The 20,888-nt window shown below is 71.6% G+C and carries 19 protein-coding genes; 8 read left to right on the top strand and 11 right to left on the bottom strand.

Annotation, left to right across the window (positions count from 1 at the left end):
• Positions 1-260 precede the first annotated feature (260 nt).
• Positions 261-1,058 carry an SDR family NAD(P)-dependent oxidoreductase gene (locus ACS5PV_RS28860; RefSeq protein WP_455398772.1) on the bottom strand — a complete coding sequence of 266 codons (798 nt, stop codon included), beginning with the start codon at positions 1,056-1,058 and terminating at the stop codon, positions 261-263.
• 198 nt (positions 1,059-1,256) lie between these two features.
• Here ACS5PV_RS28860 and fliF point away from each other — a divergent pair, with 198 nt between their 5' ends.
• The 4 genes from fliF to ACS5PV_RS28840 are packed head-to-tail and all read left to right on the top strand — an operon-like array spanning position 1,257 to position 6,493.
• Positions 1,257-2,963, top strand: a complete 1,707-nt coding sequence (gene fliF / locus ACS5PV_RS28855) for a flagellar basal-body MS-ring/collar protein FliF (RefSeq protein ID WP_455398771.1) — start codon at positions 1,257-1,259, stop codon at positions 2,961-2,963.
• Complete coding sequence (locus ACS5PV_RS28850; RefSeq protein WP_455398770.1) at positions 2,963-3,832, top strand: hypothetical protein; 870 nt, start codon at positions 2,963-2,965, stop codon at positions 3,830-3,832. The genes fliF and ACS5PV_RS28850 overlap by 1 nt, the downstream gene beginning before the upstream one ends.
• A gap of 1 nt (position 3,833) precedes the next feature.
• Positions 3,834-5,180: a MotB family protein gene (locus tag ACS5PV_RS28845; RefSeq protein WP_455398769.1), complete on the top strand. Its 1,347-nt coding sequence runs from the start codon at positions 3,834-3,836 to the stop codon at positions 5,178-5,180.
• Positions 5,177-6,493 (top strand): chemotaxis protein MotC, encoded by a 1,317-nt coding sequence (locus ACS5PV_RS28840; RefSeq protein ID WP_455398768.1) that lies wholly within the window; start codon positions 5,177-5,179, stop codon positions 6,491-6,493. Before ACS5PV_RS28845 ends, ACS5PV_RS28840 begins: the two co-directional genes overlap by 4 nt.
• Positions 6,494-7,184: 691 nt before the next feature.
• Here ACS5PV_RS28840 and ACS5PV_RS28835 read toward each other — a convergent pair.
• The gene (locus ACS5PV_RS28835; RefSeq protein WP_455398767.1) at positions 7,185-7,796 is read right to left on the bottom strand and encodes a hypothetical protein; all 612 of its coding nucleotides are present in this window, start codon (positions 7,794-7,796) and stop codon (positions 7,185-7,187) included.
• 262 nt (positions 7,797-8,058) lie between these two features.
• Between ACS5PV_RS28835 and fliK the strand changes: the two genes are divergently transcribed.
• Positions 8,059-9,168 carry a flagellar hook-length control protein FliK gene (gene fliK / locus ACS5PV_RS28830; protein ID WP_455398766.1) on the top strand — a complete coding sequence of 370 codons (1,110 nt, stop codon included), beginning with the start codon at positions 8,059-8,061 and terminating at the stop codon, positions 9,166-9,168.
• Complete coding sequence (locus ACS5PV_RS28825; protein WP_455398765.1) at positions 9,122-9,724, top strand: transglycosylase SLT domain-containing protein; 603 nt, start codon at positions 9,122-9,124, stop codon at positions 9,722-9,724. The genes fliK and ACS5PV_RS28825 overlap by 47 nt, the downstream gene beginning before the upstream one ends.
• Positions 9,725-9,877: 153 nt before the next feature.
• Here ACS5PV_RS28825 and ACS5PV_RS28820 read toward each other — a convergent pair whose 3' ends face one another.
• The 9 genes from ACS5PV_RS28820 to ACS5PV_RS28780 form a co-directional block, all read right to left on the bottom strand.
• Entirely contained in the window at positions 9,878-10,588 is a 711-nt protein-coding gene (locus ACS5PV_RS28820) for a response regulator transcription factor (protein WP_455398764.1), read from the bottom strand.
• A gap of 348 nt (positions 10,589-10,936) precedes the next feature.
• On the bottom strand, positions 10,937-11,377 hold the full coding sequence (locus tag ACS5PV_RS28815) for a hypothetical protein (RefSeq protein ID WP_455398763.1): 441 nt from the start codon (positions 11,375-11,377) through the stop codon (positions 10,937-10,939).
• Entirely contained in the window at positions 11,374-12,438 is a 1,065-nt protein-coding gene (gene flhB / locus ACS5PV_RS28810; protein ID WP_455398762.1) for a flagellar biosynthesis protein FlhB, read from the bottom strand. The genes ACS5PV_RS28815 and flhB overlap by 4 nt, the downstream gene beginning before the upstream one ends.
• Before the next feature lie 50 nt (positions 12,439-12,488).
• Positions 12,489-13,526, bottom strand: a complete 1,038-nt coding sequence (locus ACS5PV_RS28805) for a flagellar motor switch protein FliG (protein WP_455398761.1) — start codon at positions 13,524-13,526, stop codon at positions 12,489-12,491.
• Between the two features lie 6 nt (positions 13,527-13,532).
• Positions 13,533-13,874 carry a flagellar motor switch protein FliN gene (gene fliN, locus ACS5PV_RS28800; RefSeq protein WP_455398760.1) on the bottom strand — a complete coding sequence of 114 codons (342 nt, stop codon included), beginning with the start codon at positions 13,872-13,874 and terminating at the stop codon, positions 13,533-13,535.
• Between the two features lie 507 nt (positions 13,875-14,381).
• Positions 14,382-14,675 carry a hypothetical protein gene (locus ACS5PV_RS28795; protein WP_455398759.1) on the bottom strand — a complete coding sequence of 98 codons (294 nt, stop codon included), beginning with the start codon at positions 14,673-14,675 and terminating at the stop codon, positions 14,382-14,384.
• Positions 14,659-15,633 (bottom strand): flagellar motor switch protein FliM, encoded by a 975-nt coding sequence (locus ACS5PV_RS28790; RefSeq protein WP_455398758.1) that lies wholly within the window; start codon positions 15,631-15,633, stop codon positions 14,659-14,661. The genes ACS5PV_RS28795 and ACS5PV_RS28790 overlap by 17 nt, the downstream gene beginning before the upstream one ends.
• Before the next feature lie 22 nt (positions 15,634-15,655).
• Positions 15,656-16,528 carry a flagellar motor stator protein MotA gene (gene motA / locus ACS5PV_RS28785; RefSeq protein WP_455398757.1) on the bottom strand — a complete coding sequence of 291 codons (873 nt, stop codon included), beginning with the start codon at positions 16,526-16,528 and terminating at the stop codon, positions 15,656-15,658.
• An 82-nt stretch (positions 16,529-16,610) separates the two neighbouring features.
• Positions 16,611-17,042, bottom strand: a complete 432-nt coding sequence (locus ACS5PV_RS28780) for a flagellar biosynthesis repressor FlbT (RefSeq protein WP_455398756.1) — start codon at positions 17,040-17,042, stop codon at positions 16,611-16,613.
• 378 nt (positions 17,043-17,420) lie between these two features.
• Between ACS5PV_RS28780 and ACS5PV_RS28775 the strand changes: the two genes are divergently transcribed.
• Together ACS5PV_RS28775 and ACS5PV_RS28770 are read left to right on the top strand one after the other, a co-directional pair.
• A complete protein-coding gene (locus ACS5PV_RS28775) occupies positions 17,421-18,836 on the top strand; it encodes a flagellin N-terminal helical domain-containing protein (RefSeq protein WP_455398755.1) in 1,416 nt (471 codons plus the stop codon).
• 556 nt (positions 18,837-19,392) lie between these two features.
• Entirely contained in the window at positions 19,393-20,805 is a 1,413-nt protein-coding gene (locus tag ACS5PV_RS28770; RefSeq protein ID WP_455398754.1) for a flagellin N-terminal helical domain-containing protein, read from the top strand.
• The last annotated feature ends 83 nt before the right edge of the window (positions 20,806-20,888 follow it).

The following is a 20,888-nucleotide window of genomic DNA, read 5'->3' as shown; positions in this document are numbered from 1 at the left end:
TGACGCGTCCGATGTCGGTCCGTCCACATCTGCTCTTGCCTCCGCCCGGCCAGGCGGAGCCCAGGTTGTTCTCAGCAAGACAGATGGGGACGGACGGCAGAGGGCCTCAAACAGGCTCTCAGGATGAGGAGGTGGGTGGGAGAGTCCATCACGGCGAGGCTTTGCGTCGCCGGCGTGGACCGTGGCGCTGCGATCGGACACCGATCGAACAATCCGCGTCCGGTCTCCCCCCGACCGGACGGAGAGAGCCCAGGAGCGTATCAACCGCGATAGCGCGCGGCCGCGTGCTCCTGGGGAAAGTTCGGCATCATCGCCTGCCGCGCCGCCTCGAACGCCTGCCACTGGCCTTCGTCCGGCAGGGAGGGGATCGTCACCGCCTCGCGCCGGTCGAACCCCGTCAGGGCGGCGTCGACCATCTCGCCGACCTCCATCACGCCCTGCATGCTCTCCACCGCGCGTCCCGAGCGCGCCCAGATCTCGGTGCGGGTCGCGGCCGGCAGCACCGCCTGCACGTAGATCCCGCGCGGCCCGACCTCGGCCTGGAGCGCCTGCGAGAGGGTCAGCACGTAGGCCTTGGTCGCCCCGTAGACGCCGGGCAGCCACTCGGGCGCGAGCGCCACCACAGAGCCGATGTTGACGATGGCGCCGCCGCCGCGAGCCAGGAACCCCTGCACGGCGGCGCCGGCGAGCCGGGTGAGCGCCACCACGTTGAGGTCGACGAGGCGGTATTGCGGCGCGAGGTCGTCGGCGGTGAAGCCCGCCGGGGCCGCGGCACCCGCATTGTTCACCAGGAGGCCGATGCGGGCGTCCTCGCGCAGCCGCGCCTCGACCGCCGCGAGCCCGGCCGGATCGGTGAGGTCGGCCGCCAGCACGTCGACGGCGACGCCGGTCTCCCGGCGCAGGCGCGCTGCCAGCGTGTCGAGGCGGGCGGCGTCGCGGGCCACCAGTACCAGGGGATGGCCGCGCCGGGCGAGGCGGTCGGCATAAGTCGCGCCGATGCCCGACGAGGCGCCGGTGACGAGGGCGGCGGGGAACTGGTCGCTTGTCTGGGTGCTCATGGGGACGCTCCGGATCGGCGGCGTTTTCATGATCGCCGTCATGTCTGTATTGATGATGGCTATCAGCAAAAGCGTCAACCGGCCCGTCGGCCGCCGGGTGCGCCGGCGCACCCGGGCCCGCAACCTCCGCACAAGGCTGGGGCGTCAAGAGAGCCATGAGGCAGTGTCGCCTGGGCTGGGACGGGATTGGCGAGAGAGATGTCCGGTCGCGAGCAAGCCGAGAGGCTGTGGAGCAACATCGTCGAGCTCGGGCCCCGGCGCCTCGCCGCCCTCGGGCTGATCGGCCTCGTGGTGTTCCTGGCAGTGGGCCTCGGCGCCTACTACCTGAGCCGCCCGGCGCAGGAGACGCTCTATACCGGCCTGTCGCGCGAGGACGTCGCGCGCATCGGCGGCGTGCTGAAGGATGCGGGCATCCGCTTCGACGTCAGCGCCGACGGCGCCGCGGTGCTGGTGCCCTACGGCAATACCGCCCAGGCCCGGATGCTGCTGGCCGAGAAGGGCCTGCCGCAGAGCTCGAAGTCGGGCTACGAGCTGTTCAACGACCTCGGCTCGCTCGGCATGACCTCGTTCATGCAGGAGGTGACCCGGGTTCGGGCGCTCGAGGGCGAGATCGCCCGCACGATCCAGGGCATGAAAGGCGTGCGCGCCGCTCGCGTCCACATCGTGCTGCCGGAGCGCGGCTCGTTCCGGCGCGACCAGCAGCCGCCCTCCGCGTCCGTCGTGGTGCGCACCGAGCCCGCCGACGACCGCAGCGGCGCCCAGGCGATCCGCCAGCTCGTCGCCTCGGCGATCCCCGGCATGAAGCCCGACCGGGTCACGGTGATCGGCGCCGACGGCACGCTCCTCCTGTCGGGCGACGATGCCGGCCAGGCGCCGACCGGCCGGATGGCGAGCCTGGAGAAGGATGTCGGCCGCGAGGTCCAGGACCGGATCCGCCGGGCGCTCACCCCGTATCTCGGGCTCGGCAACTTCGAGGTCAGCGTCGCGGCCCAGCTCAACACCGACAAGACCTCGACCAACGAGACGATCTACAACCCCGACCAGCAGGTCGCCCGCTCGGTCCGCTCGGTGCGCGAGAACGAGAACAGCCAGAACCGCAGCGCCCAGCGCCCGACCAGCGCGCAGCAGAACCTGCCCGACCAGCGCACCCGCTCGGACGGCAACGACACCGCCAGCAACGAGACCTCCAAGAAGGAGGACCTCACCAACTACGAGATCTCCCAGAAGGTGATCCAGACGGTGAGCGACGGCTACGCGATGAAGCAGCTCTCGGTGGCGGTGCTGGTCAACCGCTCGCGGCTCACGGCCGGGCAGCAGGGTCAGGAGGGCAATGCCGCCAGCGCGGCCAACATCGAGAAGCAGATCGCCGAGATCGAGCAGATCGTCGCCTCGGCGGCCGGCACCAGCAAGGAGCGCGGCGACACGGTCAAGGTCGCGGCGGTGAGCTTCATCAACGACGGCCAGGCCCTCGAGCCGGTGCCGCCGCTCAGCATCGCCGACGTGATGGTGCGCCAGTCCGCGACCCTCATCAACGCGGCGACCATCCTGGTGGTGGCCGGCCTGCTGATCTGGTTCGGCCTGCGCCCGGCGCTGCGCGCCATCCTGGCGGTGCCGGAGGCGGCCCAGACCGAGGTCGCGGCGCTGGAGGCCGCGGGGGCGGCCGGTGCCCTGCCGGGCGCGGCGATGGCCGAGGGCGGCGCCCTGCCGGCACCGGGCCAGACGATGCCGGGCCAGCCGGCGCTCGCCGGCCCCGAGGGGATGCCCGCCATGGCGAGCCTCATCGAGGACATGGCCGAGAAGGCGAAGCACTCGCCGCAGAAGCGCCTGGAGCAGATGATCGACGTCGACGAGGAGCAGGTCGCCGCCATCCTCAAGCGCTGGCTGCTGCGTGAGGAGCCGGCGTGATGGATGCGGTGATTGCCCGCTACCTGCCGGAAATCGCCTCCGGCCCCGTGCCCTCCCAGGCCCCTGCTGCCCCCGACAATCGGTCGTTCGACAATCGGTCGTTTGATAATCCTTGGGCCGGCCTCGCCCGCGCCCCGCGCGCGCCGCTGCCGCTCCCCGAGACGCCGGACGCGATCCGGGTCGAGCCCGCCCGGGCCGAAATCCCGCCGGGCGGCGCGCCCGACGCCGCGCGCGCGGAGTGGCTCGAAGGGCTGCTGCCGCGGGCCGCGACCCCGCCGGTGCCCGCGCCGCCCGTCGCCGAGGCGGCCGCCTCGCCCCTGGTGAAGCCCGCCGCCGTGAAGCGCGAGACGCCGGAGGAGCGCGCCGCTTTGCTCGCCGCCGCCGAGGAGCGCGGCCGGCAGCAGGGCCTGGCCGAGGCGCGGGAGGAGGCGGCGATCGCCCGCCACCACGCGGCCGAGGCCGCGGAGGCCCGCCTCGCCGAGGCGCGCCGGCACTGGAACGAGGCCGAGGCCGAGGCCCTGGCCGACGGCTTCGCGGCCTCGCTTCGCGCCCTCGATGCAGCTCTCTCCGACCGCATCGCCCGCCTGCTGGTGCCGGTGCTGACCGACGCCCTGCGCCGCCAGGCGGTGGCCGAGCTGAGCGGCGCCCTGGCGCGGCTGCTCGCCGAGCCGCAGGCCGCGAACGTGCGGGTGAGCGGCCCGGAGGATCTTCTGGCCGCGCTCGCCGGCCGCCTCGGGCCGCTCGCGGCCTCCGTGTCCTTCACGGCGTCCGAGACGCCGGAGGTGCAGGTGAGCGCCGACCAGACCGTGATCGATACCCAGCTCGGCGCCTGGACGCGCCTCATCGCGGCAGCGGTGGCGGAGACCTGAGATGTCCGAGGGCCATCAGGAAATCATCATCATCAAGCGCCACGGCGACCACGAGGACGGTCACCACGGCGGCGCCTGGAAGATCGCGCTCGCCGACTTCATGACCGCCATGATGGCGCTGTTCCTCGTGATGTGGCTGATCAACTCCACCAGCAAGGAGCAGAAGCAGACCATCGCCGAGTACTTCAACCCGGTGAAGCTCGCCGAGGTCACCCACGACAAGAAGGGCCTGCGCGATCCCCACGACACCCCCTCCGAGCCCGGCGCCGAGGGCGGCAAGGCCGAGGGCAAGGGCGGCGAGGGGAAGGGCGAGGGGAAGGGCGACGGCAAGGCCGGCAGCGAGGCCGCCCCGGGCAGCCGGGCGCGGGAATCGGCCCTGTTCCAGGACCCCTACGCGGTGCTGGCGCGGCTCGCCGCCGAGTCCGAGCGCGCCGACACGGCGAGCGCCGACGCGGCCGCGGTCGAATCCGGCCAGCCCGGGATCAGCGGCGGCGACGCGGCGCGCGATCCCTTCGACCCGCTCTACTGGCAGGTCGAGCCGCTGCCGCGCCAGCGCACCGAGCGGCCGGGCAAGGTCGGGACGGCCGTGACCGCGCCGTCCGAGAACCGCCTCGACGCCGCCGGCCAAGTCGCCTCTGCGGGTCAGGTCGCCTCCGCGGGCAGGCCCCGCGACTCGAAGGACGCCCCCGTCCGCGTCGCCTCGGCCGAGGACGGGCTGCCGCTCACGCCGCGGGACCCGGCCAAGGATCCTGCGCCGAAGGACGCCGCGTCCAAGGAGGCCGTGAAGTCGGCCGCCCTCAAGGAGCCGGCGCCGAAGGACGCCGCGAAGGAGCAAGCCAGGGACTCGGCCAAGGATCCGGCCAAGGACAAGGCCGCCGAGACCGCGGCGGTCGCCGCCATGAAGGCCGAGATCGCCAAGGCGGTGGCGCCGCTCTCCACCGGCGCGCCGATGCCGAAGGTCACGGTGCGCCGCTCCGGCGAAGGCATCCTCATCAGCATCACCGACGAGATCGACTTCAGCATGTTCGGCATCGGCTCGGCCGAGCCGACCCCGAAGGTGGTGCGGGCGATCGAGAGGATCGCCAAGGTGATCAACTCCCGCCCCGGCCGGATCGTGGTCCGCGGCCACACCGACGGGCGGCCGTTCCGCTCCGAGTCCTACGACAACTGGCGCCTCTCGACCGCCCGGGCGCAGATGGCCTCCTACATGCTGGTGCGCGGCGGCGTCGACGACGCCCGGATCGAGCGCATCGAGGGCTACGCCGACCGCCAGCCGCGCAACCCCGCCGACCCGAAGGCCGCGGAGAACCGGCGCATCGAGATCCTGCTGCGGGGGCTGCCCGAATGAGCCGCCGCGCCACCCGCCTCGTGCTCGCCGGTCTCCTCCTCGCGGCCGGGCTCCTCCCGCTGCCGGTTCGCGCCGGCGGGGACGGTCACGCCGCGCCGGCAGCCGATTCCCATGGCGGGGGCCATGGCGGGGGAGGGGACGGCCATGGCGGGCACGGCGAGCCGCCAAAGCCGATCGAGCCGCTGCCGGTGGCGCCCCGCGGCCTGCCGGTCGAGCTCGTGCGCACGCTCCAGCTGCTCCAGGACCGGATCGCTCGCGGCTCGACCCAGGCTCACCTCGCCCAGCGCCAGCTCCTCGGCCACATCGAGCAGCGCCTCGTCGGCCTCGATCCCGAGGCCTGGACGGCGCCGGAGAACGTGCGGGCGGCGGTGGCCTTCGCGCTGGCCGGCGGCGGTCCCGGGGTGCTGCGGCGGATGCGCGAGAGCGCCAAGGTCCCGGAGGACCTGACCGGCCTGGTCCAGGGCGCGTTCGCCTACCTGGAGGGGCGCGAGCGCGAGGCCCGGACCCTGCTCGGCCGCTACGATCCCCGCACGCAACCCCCCGGCCTTGCCGGGCAGCTCGCCCTGACGCAGGCCGCGGTCACCGTGCGCGAGGCACCGCGGCGGGCGATCGAGCTCCTCGACCTCGCGCGGCTTCTCGCCCCCGGCACCCTGGTGGAGGAAGGGGCGCTCCGCCGCGAGATCTTCATCCACGCCCAGGGCGGCGACGCGACGCGCTTCGAGGCGCTGTCGATCCAGTACCTGCGGCGCTTCCGGCGCTCGGTCTATGCCGGCAACTTCCGCCAGCGCTTCGCCACGGCGCTGACCCGGCTCGACTTCGACAGCGACCGCACCCGCGTCGCCCGCCTCGAGCGGATGCTCGACGAGATCGAGCCGGGCGAGCGGCGCGACCTCTACCTGCTGGTCGCCCGGGCCGGGCTGGAGCAGGGCCGGCGCGAGACCGCGACCTTCGCGGCCGAGCGCGCCTTGAGCCTCGCCGGCCCCGACAGCGAGGCCGCCGCGCGGGCCCGGCTCTACCGCGCCGCCGCCCTGATCGTGGTGGACGGGCGCTACGAGGAGGGGCTCGAGTCCCTGCGCGCCGTCGACCGGGCCGGGCTCGACGCGGGCGACCGCGGCCTCCTCGACGCCGCGCTCTCCACCGCCGGCCAGATCCGCGGCGGCGCGCCGCCGGCGCCCGCCGCTCCCCCCGCGCCGGCGACCGCCGAGGCGGCCGCGCCGGCCGGCCGTCACCAGATTCCCGAGGCCGCGTCGATCGCCCGGGCGCGCGAAGCGCTCGCGCAGGTCGACCGGATGATCGACAGGACCGACCCGTGACCCCCCTCGACGCGATGCCGGCGGGCCCGCGCCCGCGCCTCGACGGCGCCCGCAACCCCGGCGACCAGGCCCGCCCCGATCCCGGATCCGGCTTTGACGCCGTGCTCGGCCAGTTCGAGAGCCGCGAGCGCCCCGAGCCCGCGACCCCGCCCGACACCGAAGCGGAGCCGGAGACCGGCACGGCCCCGCGCGAGGTGCCAATGCGCGCCGCGACCCTTGGTGCCGCGACCCTTGGCAACGCAAGCTTTGGCGCCGGGACCCTGGGCACGCTCCTCGCCGGTGCGCTCCCGCGCGGCGCCGCCCGCCCGGGCGACGCGGACCTCGCCGCCCTGATGGAGCGCGCCGCGGGCCGGGCGCCCGCACCGGGCCCCGCCGGGACGATGCCGGCCGCGGGCGCTCCGGGATCGGGCACCCTCCCGGGACAGCAGGCCGCCGCCGGATCGCCCGGCACCCCGCCGGGACCCGGGAGCGCCGCCGCGCCCGCTCGCCCGGCCGCGGCTTCGACCACCGGAGCGCCGACCGCGTCCGCGCTTCCCCTCGCCGCTGCGAGCGAGATCCCGGTGGTCCAGGCCGCCGTGGACGAGGCGTCCGCGACCAAGGTCGCCCCGACAACGTCCGCCGTCCCGCAGCCTGCCGGCCCCGCACCGGGGGAGACGCCGCCGGCCGCGCCGCAGCGAGGCGCGGTGCCGCATCACCCGGCGCGGCCGCGCGCGATCCCCGCCGCGCCGGCTCCGGCCTCGGGCGCCGCCGTGTCGCCCACCGCGCCCGACGGGGAGGACGAGACGTCCGAGGCCCCGCCCGAGCCGGCGCCCGCGCCTGCCGACACTGCCTCGATCGCGGCCGCGCCGTTGCCCATGCGCGCCGATCCGGCGCTCCCGCTTCCGCCTATGTCGCCAGCTCTCGGCCCGATGACCGCCGCGCCGCCGCAGAGCTCCGGGCCCGCGGCCGATCCGGCGACCGGGCCGGCGCCCGCCGCTTTGCCGAGGCCCGCCGTGGTCGTGATCGCGCAGGAGACCCATTTCGCCCCGGTTGCGGCCCGTCCGGCGCCGTCCGGCGCGGTGCCTTCCGCCGCCGCGCCGGCGATGGTTGCGGCACCGGCGGATGGATTCGCGGCGCAACGCGCCGCGGCCGATCCGGGGGCGGCCCTGGCCGGGGCGCAACCGTCCGCTCCGCCCGTCCCTCCGGCGGCCATGACGACGTCGCCGCAATCCGCGCCGGTGCCCGGTGCCGCGGACCGCACAGCCGCCGCCGCGCCGGACGTGGCGCCGACCGCGCGGCCTCCCGCCGGGACGGCCGGCGGCATACCCGTGCCGCCACGCGAATCCGCGACGCCCACCGCATCGCGCGGTGATTCGGACCGGACTGAGACCCTCCCGGCTCCGGCGCCGCAGGCATCCTCCGCCGGCCCGGCCCGGACCGCCATGCCGGCACCGGCTGCCCCATTGAGCGGTGATTCGAACCGGACTGAGACCCTCCCGGCTCCGGCGCCGCAGGTATCCCCGGCCGGCCCGGACCGGCCTGCCATGCCGTCACCGGCTGCCCCCCAGCCGGTGACGACTACGCCGGTGACCACTCCCCAGTCGGGGACAGGCGCGTCGGAAGCCGACCGCGCCGCCTCGATCTCCGCTGCGGCGGGGGCCGCGACCAACGGGATCCCGGATCGCCCCGGATCCCAGCCGCGAACCGGCGATGCCCCTCCGGCAGGTCCGGCCGAGGCCCCGCGCGCGCCTGCACCGGCGGCCGGCTCCCCGGCGCAGGCGAGCCAGGCCTCCGCCGAGCCTCGGGGCGAGGCCGCACCGTCGACCGCCAGCAGGTCTTCGACCGGGACGAATCCCGCGACCGGAACCGGGCCTTCTCCCGAGACCGCATCGCTCCAGGACGGCAAATCCCTTCCGGACGGCAAATCCCTTCCGGACGGCAAGCCTCCGCGAGAGGCCGGATCGTCCCATGAGGCCGGTCCCTCGCGCGACGCCAAACCCGTCTCCGAGGCCAGGCTCCTGCCCGAGGCCAGAGCGTCGCAGGATTCCGCGTCCGTCGCCCCGGCCACGCCCGCGGAGCGCCGGGCCGGAGAGACGGCGGCAGGCCTGACCGCCCCGGTCGTCACCCCCGAGCCGGCGCCGATCCCGGCGGCGCTTCCCGCCGCCACCCTGCGCCAGATCGCCGACGCGGTCGCGACCGGGGCCGCCTCCCTGCCCGACCCCGCCTCGGTCCGGGCCGGTGCGGTCGCGGCGGCCTGGAGCGCCGCCGCCCAGACGGAGGGGCCGCTGCGGCTCCTGACGCTGCAGCTGCGCCCGGCCGAGCTCGGCCAGGTCCAGGTCCGGATGCGGCTCCAGGACGGGCGACTCGAGATGAGCCTGCGCGCCGAGCGCGAGGAGACCGCGGAACTGCTGCGGCGCGACGGCGGGCTCCTCACCGCCCTGGTGCGCGAGGCCGGCTACCAGCCGGACGTCGTCACGGTGCAGTCCGGCCGCCTCCCGGGCCAGCCCGACGCCGCGCCGCAAGGCGGCCAGTCCCTCCCGTCCTTCGCCGGCGGGCAGCCGCAGCATGGCGGCGCGAGCCCGGACCAGCCGGCCCGCCGCACCCCCGACGCGCCCGAGGAAGGCGGGCGCCGGAGCATGGAGCAGAGAGATGACGTGCATTCGGGCGATCGCGACCGCGGCGGCCTTTACCTTTAGCGCCGTCGCGGGGGCGCAGGCCGCCGCCACGGTCTCCGGCTCCGCCCGGGCGCCGCTGCCGCCGACCGGCAACGTCTGCGAGCAGCAGATGGCGCAGGCCGCCGCCCGCCACGGCGTGCCGCTCGGCATGCTCTACGCCGTCGGGCTGACCGAGAGCGGCAACCGCGGCTCGCTCCAGCCCTACGCCATGAATATCGGCGGCAAGGCCTATTTCGGGTCGAACGCCGCCGACGTGATCCGGCGCCTCGGGGAGGCGCAGGCCAGCGGCGTGCGCCTGGTCGATCTCGGCTGCATGCAGATCAACCACCATTACCACCGGGCGAAGTTCTCCTCGCTCGAGGCGATGATCGACCCGCGCCAGAACGTCGAGTACGCGACGGTCTTCCTCAAGGAGCTCAAGGCGCGGGAGGGCAGCTGGACCCTGGCGGTGGCGCGCTACCACGCCGGCCCGAACAACAACCCGGCCCAGAAGCAGTATGTCTGCCGGGTGATCGCCAACATGGTGGCCTCCGGCTTCGGCCAGTGGACGCCGGGGGCCAAGACGTTCTGCCAGTAGGGCATTCGCACGTCGTCGCGCCGGCAGGAGCCCTAAAGCGTTTTCCGACGAAGTGGATACCGGTTCGCCGCAGAAAATGCGGCAAAATCAATGATCTGGAGAGCTTCGCGATCGCAGCGCGATCGTGAAGTGCTCCAGTCTCCTGCCGGCCTCTTACCCAACGTAAGTATAGCCGATGTAGCGCTTGGCCTCGATCGGGTCGTGGCCGAGGACCTGCGCCAGCTTCTTGCGCAGCTTGCTGACATGGCCCTCGACCACGCTCTCCTCGACGCCGTCGCTGTAGACGCCGTAGACGCCGTTGAAGAGCTGGGTCTTGGTCACCCGCCGGCCGCGGTTGCGCACCAGGAATTCCAGGATGTGGCGCTCGCGCCGGGGCAGCGACACGGGCACGCCGTCGATCTCGGGGTCGCGCCCGTCGAAGAACACCCGCAGCCGCTCGGGCCCCCGGGCCGGGATTTGCCCGTCGCAGGGTGAGGCGGCGTCGGGCGCCTGCGCCTGCTCGCCGTTGACCCGGCGCCAGATCGCCTCGGCCCGGGCCAGGATCTCGCGGACGTGGACGGGCTTGGGCAGCACGTCGTCGATGCCGGCGTCGAACAGCACCAGGGTCTGCTCCAGCGAGCGCGAATCGGCCAGCGCGATGATCGGCGCGCGGGATTGCCGGCGGATCGCGCTCGCGCAGCGGGCGCGCTCGTCGAAATCGCCCAGGAGGAAGCCCTGCACCGCATCGAGGTCGCTGCGGGACGCGGATTCGATCCAGCTCGTGAATTCTTCCGGCGAGAGCGAGAAGGAAGAAATTCCTTCCCGATCGAACCCGGCCTTGAAGCCCGCATTCACCGATTTCCTGGCATCAACCAAGAAATACATTGCTTGCACCCTCATCGAGCAGGGCCGGATAGCGCCGTGTTGCGGCGCCCCCACCTCTGCTCCGTCTTGCGCCCCCGGCACGGAACCTTCGGCCGTCGGGCGCGCGGGAGGCGCGCGCCGTTCGATAGCTTTCGGTGTCCGATTTGCGCCGAATGAAGTCATGTCCGGGCCGTCGCCGCCGGTCAATGACTGCTGCGCCGCAGCAAGCCCGCTTCGCAGGGCTTTTTTGAGGATCGATCGCGGGTGTGTGCGCGAAACCGCGTTAAGCGAGGTTAACTGGCTTGGCCGGGCCTCGCGCAGGCCCCTCGCAAGGCCCCCCGGCCGCCGTCGCCGGGCCCGCGCCGGCTCTCAGGAGAGCCGGGCCTCCGACAGGGCGCGGGCGAAGGCGTCGAGGCGCAAGGGGGGGCCGTCCTCGGCCAGGATGCGCTGGATCGCCACCCCGACGAAGCAGCCGTCGAGGACGAGCTTGAAGAACACCGTGACGGGCTTTGCTGCGAACTCCATGTCGAGCACCACCTGCATCGAGCGGCCCCAGTCGAGGCAGACGTCGGCGGCGTCGGCGTAGGTCAGCGTCGCGTTCTTGAAGAACGGCTCGGCGGAGGAGGCGACGAGGTCGGCGATGTTGCCGTGGCGCTCGCCCCGCACCCAGCCGACCAGCACGCTGCCGTCGAGCAGGCAGAACTCGGTGATGAAGTCGCGGATCGCCGTCGCGAAGACCTCCTCGGCCGCCGCGATCACGTCCCGGGAGGGGATCCGGGCCTGCGCGAGATCGTGGTCGTGAGGGATCATCGTTGTCTCGCGAACAGGAAGAACAGGATCTGCGCGACCGCGCGGTAGAACTCCGCGGGGATCATCTGGTCGACTTGGACAGCATCGTACAGCGACCTTGCGAGAGGCTTGTCCTCGATCACCGGGATGCCCTTCTGCTCGGCGATCTCGCGGATGCGCAGGGCGATGAGGTCCTGGCCCTTGGCGAGCACGATCGGCGCCGGCCCCTCGGAGGGCTCGTAGCGGAGCGCGATCGCGAAGTGGGTCGGGTTGGCGATGACCACGGTGGCGCGGTCGACCTGGCCGAGCATGCGCTTGCGGACGCGGTCCTGCGCCAGCGAGCGCAGGCGCGCCTTGACGGTCGGATCGCCCTCGATCTGCTTGTGCTCGTCCTTGATCTCCTGGCGCGACATCTTGAGCGAGCGCTGCCAGCGCAGGCGCGCCCAGACGAGGTCGCCCGCCACGATCACGATGGTGGCGATGCTGACGGCCGAGACCAGGCGGATCGCGGTCGTCAGGATCAGCTCGGGCAGCTGGCTCGGGTCGACGAACATGGCACTCACGGCTTTGCCCTGTTCCGAGCGCAGGAGCAGGAGGACGACGAGACTGACCGATGAGACTTTAAGGACGGCTTTCAGGAACTCGACCTGGCCGGAGCGGCCGAAGATCCGGCTCCAGCCCGAGGCCGGGGAGATGCGGTTCCATTTCGGGGCGATCCGGTCGGAGACGAGGCTCGGGACGTTCTGGGCGAGGGACGCGACGAGCCCGAACGCGATCAGCACCAGCAGGATCGGGGTCAGGAAGCGGGCGAGCGCGCCGCCGGTGGCGTGCATCAGGGTCAGGGCGTCCTCGGCGCTGCCGAGGGCGAACCCGCCCGGATGGTCGAGGAACGACGACAGGTCGCGGGCGAGCGCCGCCGCCCGGTCCCGCACCACCAGGCTCAGGGACACCAGCAGCCCGAGGATCGAGGCGAAGACCGGCGCCTCGCGGGAGAACGGCACGTCGCCCTTCTCGATCGCGTCGCGCACCTTCCGCTCGGTGGCGGCCTCGGTCTTGCTCTCGTGGTCGGTCTCCTCAGACATGCGTCGGACCGCGCAGCGCGAGCCTCGCCGTCCGGGTCACCCTACGCCGCTCAGCGGATGAGGGCCTCATCCTCGCCTCCCGGGTTGATCTCGATCTCGCCGCGGCCCGCCATGTCCATGGCGAGGTCGGTGATGCTGCGGCGCGCCTCCATCACGTCGCGCTGGGCGGCCGGCTCGCCGCCGTTGAGCTCGTGCTCGACCATGCGGCGCACCCGGGCCGAGAGCGCGCTCAGCACCACCGTGCGGAACTCCGCCTCGGTGCCCTTGAGCGCCAGCACCAGCCGGTCGTTGGGCACCGCGTCGAACAGCGTGGTGCGCGCGCGTGGCGCCAGCTTGACGATGTCGTCGAAGGTGAAGAGCAGGCCCTTGAGGATCTCGACCGATTTCGGCCGCGAATCGGCCAGGCTGTGGAGCGCCTCGTCCATCTGCTGGCGGTCCATCTTGTTGATGATGTCGGCCATCTTGGCGTGGGTGTCGGCGCCGGAATTGCGCGAGCCGTTGATGAGGAAGTCCTCGTGCAGGGCGCGCTCGACCGCCTGCATCACGTCGTCGGTCACCGGCTTGAAGCTCAGCATCCGCCGCATCACGGTGTTGCGCACCGGCAGCGGCAGGTGGCCCATCACCTTGGCGGCGATGGCGGGCTTGACCTTCGACAGGATGAGCGCGGCGGTCTGGGGGTGCTCCTTGACGAGGTAGCTCGCCAGCATGCTCTCCGACACCGTCGCCATGCGCTCCCAGACCGAGCGGTTGGCGTTGCCGCGCACCTCGGCCAGGATGTCGGCGACCTGGTCGGCCGGGAGCAGGCCGGTGAGGAGCTTCTCGACCTCCTGCACCGTGCCGACGAGGCTCGCGCCGCCGGCGAACTCCTCGGCGAAGGTCTCGACCACGGTGTCGACCTGGTCGGGGCTCACCGCGCCGAGCCGCGAGGCCGAGTGGGTGATCCGCTTGATCTCGTCCGGCTCGAAGTACTTCAGCAGGCGCCCCGCCGCGGGCTTGCCCATGGCCAGGAGCAGGGTCGCGACCTGGTCGACGGGTGCGAGCTGCCGGGAGGCGCTGCGCAGGGCCGGAGGGGACACCGAGACGTTCACGCGGGATCAGCCGTTCTGCGCGGCGTCGGCCGGGCCGACCACCTCGGTCAGCGAGACGCCGAAGCGGGAATTGTCCTCCTCGACGATGACGATCTCGCCGCGGGCGATCACCCGGCCGTTGACCATCACGTCAACCGGCTCGCCGACCCGGTGATCGAGGGGCACGACGGCGCCGCGGCCGAGCTTCATCAGGTTGGCGACCGGCATGGTGGCCGAGCCGAGCACCACCTGCACCAGGACCGGGATGCGCAGGATCGAATCGAGGTTGCGCCCGTCCTCGGCTCCTGGCGAGCCTTGGTTCGGGAAGGCGGCGCTGGCGCCGGCATCGGGGAAGGGGCTCGTGCTCATCGCGGGCTCGCGTGGAAGTCTCGTGTCCCCGACAGGTCTAGGCGCTCAAGCTGATCCGAGGCTTGCGGCGCCGGCTTGCGGCCGGGAGGGCGTGGCTTGATCCGTCGTGCCGTCTCCACGCACCGGGGCCGGAGCCCTGGCCGTGGGGTGCAGCGTTCCGCAGTGGCGATACCGGATCGTGCAAGAGAGGCGGACAGGTCGACGCTGAGGCCCGCCATCGTTTGTAAGCCTCGTCCCGACGCCGCCAGGACTGTCCGAGACAGGAGGTGGCGTAAGGTTCTCCTCTCCCCGCGGGCGGGGAGAGGGCCGTGTCGCCGTCCAGGCGACGCGGCGAGCGGCGAACCGCAGGTTCGCCGCGAGGGCGAGGGGGTGTTTCCGGAGGAGGCTCATGCGTCGAGACCCCCTCGACCCTCGGCCGCGCCTCGCTGCGTCCCCTGAACGGGGACGCAGCCCTCTCCCCGCCCGCGGGGAGAGGGGGAGACCTTGCGCCGACGACCGGAGAAGGTCCTAGCGCCGCCCCTCGGCCAGTCCGGCCTCGCGCCGGCCGGCCTCGAGGGCGTCGAGGGTCGCCCGCGCCTCGTCGATCTTGGCGCTCAGGGCTTCCAGCACCGCCCGGCCCTCGCCGGTGAAGCTGCGCACCGCCTCGCCGGCGCTCGCCAGCGCGTGGCCGGAGGCCGCGACGGCGCGGCCGTACTCGGCCTGGGCGCGGTCGAGGCGCTTGAGCTTCAGGTAGAGCGGCAGCACGCAGGCATTGGTGCCGACGAGGGCGGCGAGCAGCACTCCGTCAACCAGCGACACCATGCTCCGCCCCCTCCTTGTCCTGGTTGATGGCCTCGTCGATCCGCAGGACGTAGGCCCCTTGAGACTGTCCGGCCTGGCACCAGAACAGCGGCTTGTCGTTGCCCTCGAGCTTGATCCGCGTCGCCGGGGTGGCGTCGAGGGCGATCACCTGGCCGACCTTCAGCCCGGCGATCTCGCCGAGGGTCAGGTGGCGCTCCTCCAGCACGGCGCGCAGGTGCACCGTGGTCTTCTGCACCTCGGCGGCGATCTGGGTCGCCCAGCGCGGGTCGCGGCGGGCGCTGGTCTCGCCGGTCAGCACCTTGGACAGGCTCGGCCGCAGCGGGTTGAGCACCGATTGCGGGATGATGATGAACATCTCGCCGCCGCGGCTGAGCGCCTGGATCAGGAACTTGGCCTGGATCGCCTTGTTGCTGCGCCGGCCGATCACCGCGAACTCCATCCGGGTCTCGGTGCGCTCCAGGTGGAACGCCGTCTTCGAGACGAGGCCGAACGAGGATTCGAGCGCCCGGCCGACCTGCTCCAGGATCATGTGGGCGATGCGCAATTCGATCGCCGAGAAGGGGCGCTCGTCGTCGACCGGCTGCTCGGTGCCGTCGGCGCCGAACAGCACCTCGACCATGGTGAACACGAAGTCGCGGTCGAGGCCGACCAGGATGTGGCCGTCCCAGGCCGGGGCGCTGAAGATGCCCACCACCGCCTTGGCGTCGTAGACGTCGAGGAACCCGCCGAACCGCCCGCTCTCGACGCCGTGCAGCGAGTACAGGACCGACGAGGCGGCGAGGTGCTTGAGGCTGTCGCCGCAGGCGGTGGCCAGGCGGTCGAAGATGAGCTGGAGCATCGGCAGCCGGTCCAGCGAGAGGCCGGCGGCCTCCTGGATGCGGGCGCGGATGTCGGCGGGGCTCCGGAGGATCGCCGGGTCGGAGGGACCGGGCGTGGAACCGGTCGCGGGTTCGGTCATCGGTCGGGTGTCCCGGCTCTCGTCAGGCCGCGGCGCTGGCTTGCGCGCCCGGCACGGTGGCGGCCTCGACCTCGTCGATGGTCGGGCGGTCGGCGGCGGCGATGCCCTTGCGGCCGTGCTCGATCGCCACCTGCGGCAGGGCGCCATTCATGTAGGCGATCAGGCTCTGCTTCACGATGGTGTAGACCGAGCACTGCTTCTCGCGCACGCCCTTCACCTTGAGCGCCAGCGGCGCCAGCACGCCGTAGGAGGCGAACACCCCGAAGAAAGTGCCGACGAGCGCCGCGCCGATCAGGCCGCCGAGGATCTGCGGCGACTGGTCGAGCGCGCCCATCGCCTTGACGATGCCGAGCACCGCCGCGACGATCCCGAGCGCCGGCAGCGCCTCGGCCACCGTGTTGATCGCCCCGTAGGGCTTCAGCGCGTACTTCTTGTGCGTGCCGATCTCCTCCTCCATCAGCGCCTCGATCTCGTGCGAGCGGGCGCCGCCGATCAGGATCAGCCGGCAATAGTCGCAGATGAACAGGACCAGGCCCTGGTCCTTGGTCACGTCGGGATAGTTCTTGAAGATCTCGGAATTCGCGGGATCGTCGAAGTGGGTCTCGACCTCGTTGCGCGGCTTGGTCTTGATCTCGCGCAGGAGGGCGTGGATCAGGCCGAGCAGCGACAGGAAGTCCTTGCGCTTCGGGCCCTTGCCGGTGAACGCCTCCATGGTCGCCTTGCCGGAATCGACCACCGTCTTCATCGGGTTGGCGATCACGAAGGTGCCGGCCGCCATGCCGCCGATGATGACGAACTCCCAAGGCTGCCAGATCACGATGAGGTGGCCGCCCATGGCCACGAAGCCGCCGAGCATGCAGCCGATGGCGATGACCAGGCCGACGAGGATTCCCATGTCCCGCAACGCTCCGTCTTGATGCTTCAAGGCTCTAAGGCCGGTGGCTTGCGCGGGGCTTTTTCGCCCCCGCTGCCCGGTTTCAGGTCGTCGGCCCGGCCTTGATCATCCGGCGCAGGGCCGCCAGCGCCTCGATCAGGCGCCCGGCCTCGACGAGGGCCGCGACCCGCTCCAGGCTGTCGCGCTGCACCGGCCCCAGGGCGGAATGCGCCTCGAGCAGGGGCGCCAGCCCCGCCGAGAAAGCCGCCCGCCAGGACTGCGCCGCCGCCGGTTCGATCAGGGCCTGCTGCACGCAGTAATAGAGCCGCTGCAACGGCGTGCGCGCCGTCTCGGCCGACAGGATCTGGCTCGGCAGCAGCAGCGAATCCGCGAGGTGGATCTCGGCGCCGAAGGCGTCGAGCGCGCGGATCAGGGCGCCGTTGAGGAAGAACGTACCGCCTCTCTTGAGGACGATGCGCGTCGGCGCCGTCTCGGCTGAGCCGCCGCGCGTGGTGGGCTCGGAATGTTCGCTCATGTCCCTGGGATAGCCGCGCAGCCTTGCCCGGGCCTGTCCGGATGGACGTTCCTGCCTACTCGCCTGGGTCGTTCTTGCCGAGCGGCGGGGTGTGGATAGCGGGTATTACCGAGAGCTTAATCGCTTGATAAGGGGCGCCCCCCGATAGTGCATCTGTCGCCGGCGCCCCCAGCAGGGCTGCCCGGCAGGCGCCGCGGATGAGCTCTGCACGGGCTCAGAGACATGATGTCGAGCCGCAGCCCCCGGTGAGAATCCGGATGTGTTGAAGCGCAGTCGGTCGGACCTGGCGTCCGAGGGCATGAAGCCGTCCCGCTGCACCGGTGTGAGCCCGGAACCTTGCACATTCCTGCCACGCGCTAAAAACCGGAAGCACTCGCCGTGACCAGCCTGCTGACCAACAACGCCGCGATGACGGCGCTGACCACCCTCAAGAGCATCAACCAGAACCTCGACACGACCAGCAACCGCGTCTCGACCGGCCAGCGCGTCTCGGCCGCCTCCGACAACGCCGCCTACTGGTCGATCGCCACCACGGTCCGCACCGACAACGCCTCCCTCGGCGCCGTCAAGGACTCCCTCGGCCTCGGCTCCTCGTCGGTCGACACCGCCTACAACGGCCTGAACTCGATCCTGTCCGACCTGCAGAACATGCGCGCCAAGCTGCAGACCGCGCTGACACCGGGCGTCGACCGCGCCAAGGTGCAGGTCGAGATCGCCGCGATCCAGTCGAAGATGCAGGCCACCGCCGACTCCTCGAACTCCAGTGGCCAGAACTGGCTCTCCGTCAACTCGGCGACCTCCAACAAAGCCTATCAGGCCAACCAGAACGTCGTCGGCGGCTTCTCCCGTGCGGCGAACGGCACGATCTCGTTCTCGATGATCCAGGTGGCCGTGGGCAGCATCAAGCTCTACGACAGCAACGCCACTCCTACCACCAGCGCCGCGACCGGCGCCCAGTTCACGGCTTCGACCGCGCTGACCGGCACGGCGGCGTTCCGTGGTGGCACGGCGAATGCCGGTACCGCCGACTTCAGCGGCGCCCCCGGCAACGAGGTCTCTTTCACCCTCGCGGTGAACGATGGCACGTCCTCGAGCGCCTCGATCCTGATCAACAAGAGCACCATGACCTCGGCGGCCAAGGACCTGGCCAACGTCACGACCGACGAGTTCCTCGCCGCGATCAACAACCAGATCACGGCGTCGTCCATCGGCGCCAACCGGGTGACGGCCGGGCTCGACAGCGCCGGCCGCCTCACGTTCCAGACGATTGGCACGGGTTCGAGCACGACGCTGTCGCTGACCAACGTGGCGGCTTCAGGCACCAACACCCTGGTGAATGCCGGCTTCGGCACGACGGCGGGTCCCGCCGCCAGCGGCAACGGGACGGCGGGGGGGACCTCGAACGTGAAGGGCATCCTCGACACGCAGAACAACACCTACACCCGCTCGGGCAACGCCGCCTACTCCATCTCCACCATCAACATCTCGTCGCTGGTAGGCAGCAACGGCGACCTGGACCTTCAGGACGTCATCACGGCGGTCGACAAGGCGATCGGCAAGGTGACGGATGCGGGCACGAAGCTGGGCGCCAACAAGACGCAGATCGACGGTCAGAAGACGTTCGTCGACACGCTGATGAAGGCGAACGACCGGACGATCGGCATCCTGGTGGACGCGGACGTGGAGGAGGAGTCGACGAAGCTGAAGGCGCTGCAGACGCAGCAGCAGCTGGCGGTGCAGGCGCTCTCGATCGCCAACTCGGCAAGCCAGAACGTCCTCTCGCTCTTCCGCTAGGCGGGGAGGGTGGCGGACCGCCGAGCGGTCCGCCGACCGGCGCGACGAGACAAGGCCACGTCCCCGGGGACGTGGCCTTTTTCTTTGGTCTTTCGTTGCGTCATGGTTAATGAAAATTGATGGTTAACGAAATCCTGACGCTCGGCTGCCGCGGGATCCGGTCAAGGCCGAGGTTTTTCGGGGTGCGCTCTTAAGCTTAATCGTCGAATAACCTTCTGGGTGCAGATTGCCTCCATCGACGGGGGCGGCGACACCGCTGTCAGGTCGAAGCAGGTGCAGCGGATGGGCTCCGACCGGCCCAGAGACATGATGTCGAACCGCTGACCCCGGTGAGAGTCCGGATGTCTAACGCGCAGCGAGTCGGGCTTGAGCGAGCCTGGACGGCGATCCGCCGGACCGGGAGCGATCACGACAGACCGACCGGATCGGCCGCGGGCTGGGATATCCAGCGCGCCTCCGCTCGGTCGCCCCGACGGCATGAGGCCGTTCAGCTGTACCGGTGCGAGCCCGGATCACGATCGCCCTAGCCAGTAACGTGTAGATCAGGACGACAGCCGTGACCAGCCTGCTGACCAACAACGCCGCGATGACGGCGCTGACCACCCTCAAGAACATCAACCAGAACCTCGACACGACCAGCAACCGCGTCTCGACCGGCCAGCGCGTCTCGGCCGCCTCCGACAACGCCGCCTACTGGTCGATCGCCACCACGGTCCGCACCGACAACGCCTCGCTCGGCGCCGTCAAGGACTCCCTCGGCCTCGGCGCCTCGTCGGTCGACACCGCCTATAACGGCCTGAACTCGATCCTGTCCGACCTGCAGAACATGCGCGCCAAGCTGCAGACCGCGCTGACACCGGGCGTCGACCGCGCCAAGGTGCAGGTCGAGATCGCCGCGATCCAGTCGAAGATGCAGGCCACCGCCGACTCCTCGAACTCCAGTGGCCAGAACTGGCTCTCCGTCAACTCGGCGACCTCCAACAAAGCCTATCAGGCCAACCAGAACGTCGTCGGCGGCTTCTCCCGTGCGGCGAACGGCACGATCTCGTTCTCGATGATCCAGGTGGCCGTGGGCAGCATCAAGCTCTACGACAGCAACGCCACTCCCACCACCAGCGCCGCGACCGGCGCCCAGTTCACCGGCTCGACCGCGCTGACCGGCACGTCGGCGTTCCGTGGTGGCACGGCGAATGCCGGTACCGCCGACTTCAGCGGCGCCCCCGGCAACGAGGTCTCTTTCACCCTCGCGGTGAACGATGGCACCTCTTCGAGCGCCTCGATCCTGATCAACAAGAGCACCATGACCTCGGCGGCCAAGGACCTGGCCAACGTCACGACCGACGAGTTCCTCGCCGCGATCAACAACCAGATCACGGCGTCCATCGGTGCCAACCGGGTGACGGCCGGGCTCGACAGCGCCGGCCGCCTCACGTTCCAGACGATTGGCACGGGTTCGAGCACGACGCTGTCGCTGACCAACGTGGCGGCTTCAGGCACCAACACCCTGGTGAATGCCGGCTTCGGCACGACGGCGGGTCCCGCCGCCAGCGGCAACGGCAGCGCGGGAGGGACCTCGAACGTGAAGGGCATCCTCGACACGCAGAACAACACCTACACCCGCTCGGGCAACGCCGCCTACTCCATCTCCACCATCAACATCTCGTCGCTGGTAGGCAGCAACGGCGACCTGGACCTTCAGGACGTCATCACGGCGGTCGACAAGGCGATTGCCAAGGTGACGGATGCGGGCACGAAGCTGGGCGCCAACAAGACGCAGATCGACGGTCAGAAGACGTTCGTCGACACGCTGATGAAGGCGAACGACCGGACGATCGGCATCCTGGTGGACGCGGACGTGGAGGAGGAGTCGACGAAGCTGAAGGCGCTGCAGACGCAGCAGCAGCTGGCGGTGCAGGCGCTCTCGATCGCCAACTCGGCGAGCCAGAACGTCCTCTCGCTCTTCCGCTAAGACGACCGGCCGCCGCCTTAACCGGCGGCGGTCTCCCAGACGACGAAGCCCCGGGCGGTCGGCCGCCCGGGGCTTTCGCGTGA

Source organism: Methylobacterium sp. Gmos1 (assembly GCF_053764715.1).
Note: the sequence above shows the minus strand (reverse complement) of the source record. Positions and strands in the feature narration are given on the sequence as shown.

Excerpts from the sequence above, each read along its gene's own strand:
- ACS5PV_RS28850 (WP_455398770.1), top strand. The coding sequence starts at position 2,963 with ATGGATGCGGTGATTGCCCGCTACCTGCCGGAAATCGCCTCCGGCCCC.
- motA (WP_455398757.1), bottom strand. The coding sequence starts at position 16,528 with ATGGGAATCCTCGTCGGCCTGGTCATCGCCATCGGCTGCATGCTCGGC.
- ACS5PV_RS28795 (WP_455398759.1), bottom strand. The coding sequence starts at position 14,675 with ATGGTGTCGCTGGTTGACGGAGTGCTGCTCGCCGCCCTCGTCGGCACC.
- ACS5PV_RS28790 (WP_455398758.1), bottom strand. The coding sequence starts at position 15,633 with ATGACCGAACCCGCGACCGGTTCCACGCCCGGTCCCTCCGACCCGGCG.
- ACS5PV_RS28840 (WP_455398768.1), top strand. The coding sequence starts at position 5,177 with ATGAGCCGCCGCGCCACCCGCCTCGTGCTCGCCGGTCTCCTCCTCGCG.
- ACS5PV_RS28815 (WP_455398763.1), bottom strand. The coding sequence starts at position 11,377 with ATGATCCCTCACGACCACGATCTCGCGCAGGCCCGGATCCCCTCCCGG.
- ACS5PV_RS28835 (WP_455398767.1), bottom strand. The coding sequence starts at position 7,796 with ATGCCGCCGGCCGTCCCGGCGGGAGGCCGCGCGGTCGGCGCCACGTCC.
- fliF (WP_455398771.1), top strand. The coding sequence starts at position 1,257 with ATGTCCGGTCGCGAGCAAGCCGAGAGGCTGTGGAGCAACATCGTCGAG.
- ACS5PV_RS28825 (WP_455398765.1), top strand. The coding sequence starts at position 9,122 with ATGACGTGCATTCGGGCGATCGCGACCGCGGCGGCCTTTACCTTTAGC.
- flhB (WP_455398762.1), bottom strand. The coding sequence starts at position 12,438 with ATGTCTGAGGAGACCGACCACGAGAGCAAGACCGAGGCCGCCACCGAG.
- ACS5PV_RS28860 (WP_455398772.1), bottom strand. The coding sequence starts at position 1,058 with ATGAGCACCCAGACAAGCGACCAGTTCCCCGCCGCCCTCGTCACCGGC.
- fliN (WP_455398760.1), bottom strand. The coding sequence starts at position 13,874 with ATGAGCACGAGCCCCTTCCCCGATGCCGGCGCCAGCGCCGCCTTCCCG.
- ACS5PV_RS28845 (WP_455398769.1), top strand. The coding sequence starts at position 3,834 with ATGTCCGAGGGCCATCAGGAAATCATCATCATCAAGCGCCACGGCGAC.
- ACS5PV_RS28820 (WP_455398764.1), bottom strand. The coding sequence starts at position 10,588 with ATGTATTTCTTGGTTGATGCCAGGAAATCGGTGAATGCGGGCTTCAAG.
- ACS5PV_RS28780 (WP_455398756.1), bottom strand. The coding sequence starts at position 17,042 with ATGAGCGAACATTCCGAGCCCACCACGCGCGGCGGCTCAGCCGAGACG.